Origin of the sequence: Mycobacterium sp. 29Ha, assembly GCF_032883055.1 — a bacterium.
In the GTDB taxonomy this organism is placed as follows: Bacteria; Actinomycetota; Actinomycetes; order Mycobacteriales; family Mycobacteriaceae; genus Mycobacterium; species Mycobacterium gallinarum.
Genome location: NZ_JAMQTI010000066.1, coordinates 1 through 3,170, shown reverse-complemented (window position 1 = coordinate 3,170; position 3,170 = coordinate 1). Strand labels below are relative to the sequence as shown.

The 3,170-nt window shown below is 60.9% G+C and carries 2 protein-coding genes and 1 pseudogene; 1 reads left to right on the top strand and 2 read right to left on the bottom strand.

Features of this window, described 5'->3' with window-relative positions; translation table 11 throughout:
- Positions 1 to 584: pseudogene (locus tag M1248_RS33190) on the top strand (HNH endonuclease); the annotation flags it as partial.
- On the opposite strand, the gene M1248_RS33185 reads toward M1248_RS33190, so the two are convergent.
- The gene (locus M1248_RS33185) at positions 553 to 1,572 is read right to left on the bottom strand and encodes a DUF6884 domain-containing protein (RefSeq protein ID WP_410506784.1); all 1,020 of its coding nucleotides are present in this window, start codon (positions 1,570 to 1,572) and stop codon (positions 553 to 555) included. The pseudogene M1248_RS33190 and the gene M1248_RS33185 sit on opposite strands and share 32 nt — an antisense overlap.
- The coding region (locus tag M1248_RS33180) for a DUF3427 domain-containing protein (RefSeq protein ID WP_317150928.1) at positions 1,569 to 3,170 on the bottom strand (1,602 nt) is incomplete at its 5' end. The genes M1248_RS33185 and M1248_RS33180, both read right to left, overlap by 4 nt.

Here is a 3,170-nt window from a genome sequence, read left to right as displayed (position 1 = left end):
CGGGAAGGTCCCGCCTATAACGCGGTTGACCAACCTGCCTGGGCAGTACACCTAGCCCGGCTCGCCGGCCTGCTCAAGCCGGCCTTGGAAATCATGTGGGTCGAGGACGTACGTCGCATGAACAAGTTTCTCGACGCAGAGGTGCCGGACGTCGCTGGGCACTTGTTCGGACGGGAACGCACAGCGTTGGCTGCGGTGCGCGAACCGTTCAAAGAGGCCTTCGGACCGCATTGCTTCTACTGCGGCGCCCACCTACCGGCGAACAATCCGATCGATCACGTCCTGCCCTGGTCGCTCGTCGGGATCGACGGACTGTCGAATCTCGTGCTCGCGTGCACGCGGTGCAACAGTGACAAGAGTGGCGCACTACCTGCGGTGGGATTCGTTGATCAAGTGCTGCAACGTGATCGAGAAACCTTGGAGCAGCTAGCAGTCGCCTTGCAGTGGCCAACGCAGCACGACGGGTAGCCGCAGCCGCACGCGGCATCTACCGCGGCCAGCCGGCCGGCGTGCCGACGTGGTCCGGCTTCAAATCCGTTGAGCGGCTGGATATCAGCTTTCCACCGCCGTGGTTACGTTCATAATCGCTCGACGTAACTGTTTGAGCCGGCGGCGAATTGCTGTCGCGTTCATGTGCTGAAGATTCAGCGGTGGATCAAGCTTCGCCAACACTTCTCGCTCGAGGCGCCCCAACGAGTCCCTGTCGTCGAACGGGATGGTGACGAGCCGTAGATGATTATGCATCCAGCGCGTCAAGCCATCTTCGTCGATCCGCGCGACGCCGTTGGCATTCGCGACGATCGCGCCGAGCGTGCGTCGGAATGTGGAGAATTCGTGGTTTCCGCCGAGGTGCATTGTCATGATCCGTAACCACAATGTGTTGTTGGAGCGCTGACCGCTGGGCCAGCGGGTTGCGCCCGCCAGGCCTGCGTAGATCAAACCTGGCTTGACCTCCAAGCCAAGACCGCGACTCAGGTCTTCGGCACCCTGCTCGTCGACCCACCAGCTGTACAGGCCGGGCCGGCCAAATGAAGCACGACCTCGGGCAATGAACTCCTGCGGCGATAAGGATATGGCCGCCTCGCTCAGTGCCTGAACACAGCGTTCAACCTCGTTGTCATCGGCGGACGGCCCAAGATCGGTCTGGCCGTACCACGCCAGACGTGGCCCCATCTGCAGACCCTGCAAGGGGTCGAGCACCCGGGCTCCGCGCTTCTCCAGCTCCGGCCGGACCGTATCGAGGTACGTTGAGCCCGCGTGGATTTCAATGGTCTTGTCCACCAACGGTCCGGCGAGCAGCTCGAGCCGTTCAGCCACCCACGTACCCCACGCAGCGCGATACGAGGCGGGAGTCTCGGGTAGATACCGCTCGTACGGCGCCAGCCACTCGTCCGGTGCGACGAGTCCGTGCTCGGCGGAGAGAATGAACCACGGAACGCTCGCCTTTTCGGCGTATGCGCGCTGCTTCTTGAATAACGCTGAGGTATAGAGGTCCTTCGCAGCAGACGGTCGAGCCGCCTTGGACTTCACGCAAGTGACCAAGATGATGTCGGCGTACGATGAGCCGGTCATGCGACTGCAACCGTCGATGCCTGAAATACTTCTGTCGGCATCGACTTATGCAGCCGCCAGGTAATGGCCATTGGGCGATCACCTTCATGAGATACGTAGTTGGCGGGACCGAGAAAGATGTACGGCGACGCACCTAGCGCGTTCGTTTTCGCCTCGCGGACGAACAGGAGGATGTGAGAACCGCGCTCGCGATGGTGAATGTATCGCTGTCCCGTCGGCGATGCCTCCGATGTGGTGGATTGTGACTCCCAGTGGAACAGGTCAGGGCTTAAGGCGAAGTCGCGGTACATGGTTGTCGGCGAGTAATCGCGGTCGGACTTTCTCAACGTGATGAGAAAGGCGTCTGCGTTGACGTCCGGACACCAAGCCACACCCTCGCGCATGGTGCTTGGCGTACGCTGCATCGACGCGAACCCCAGCGCCGCCAGAATCTCCTCACGGGAGTAGGTCGCGTGCACTTCCAGCGGTACATCTTCGAGACCAGGCAACAGGCTGCCCAGGTTATACGTGGTTCGTCGCGCAGTGTCGAAGGCGATGTCAACGACTTGTCTCATCTCTTCGGCGACTGGTTCGTTCGGAAGAACTTCGAGACCCGACGCGATTCGGTCGAATCCCCCGCCGTTCGGAAATAGCGAGAAGAACAGCATCTCGGCGAGCCGCTGTTCGGCCGGACTGGCCGCATCTATCCGTCCGTCGAGTATCGACTTGTATGTGGCCCATCTGTGCCGGTCGTCAACGTGCGCGACCGCGCGCACTCGCTTGACCAGATCGGTTTCGCGAGCGCCGGTTTCGTTGGCGATCTTGCCGGCGTCTCTGCAGAGCGTGGTCCATGAGCGATTGTTGCGCAGGATGTCTTCGAGAGCGCGCCCATGTGCGTCAAGGTAGGACGCCAATCGGTCATCCGGATGAGAGCAGACCTCGGATACCAGCGCGGCCCACCTCGGCGCCACCTGCTGTCGAATGTTTTCGAGGACGAGGGTCTGCGCGACGCGATCCAAAATGATTTGGCTGCCCGACGGCAGGAATGGAAATCCCTCTTCGACCTGCCGCTGCAACGCCTTACCTCCGACGCCCGTCATTGCGCGGAACCGTTGGTCGAACCGAAACTCGCGACGCTGATGCCCGACGAAGTCCAACGCAGTCAGCACAGTCTTGCCTCGGGTCAACCGGAGACCGCGGCCCAACTGCTGCAGAAAGACGGTCGCGCTCTCGGTCGGGCGGAGGAAGAGGACGGTATCGACCTCTGGGATATCGAGCCCTTCATTAAAGAGATCAACGGCGAACACGATGTTGATCTCGCGATTTCTTAGTAACTGCAATGTATCTCTGCGGTCAGTCGCTGACGTTTCGGCCGAGACTGCCTTTGCGGGAATGCCGGCTTCGACGAAGCGTTGGGCCATGTACCGTGCGTGGTCGACTCTGACGCAAAAGCCTAGGGCGCGCATTGCCCCGATGTCAGATACCTTGTCGCGCAGTTCTTTTATGACGATGCGTGTACGTGCGTCGTTGCCGGTGTAAAGGCTGTTCAAGGCCGAGAGGTCATATCTGAGGGGGACCCGTTTGGTGGTCCAGTCGCTATGCGGCTTGGGGTTGGTGGG

Bases quoted from the DNA above. Each gene is read 5' to 3' on its own strand.
- M1248_RS33185 (WP_410506784.1), bottom strand. From the start codon at position 1,572: ATGACCGGCTCATCGTACGCCGACATCATCTTGGTCACTTGCGTGAAG.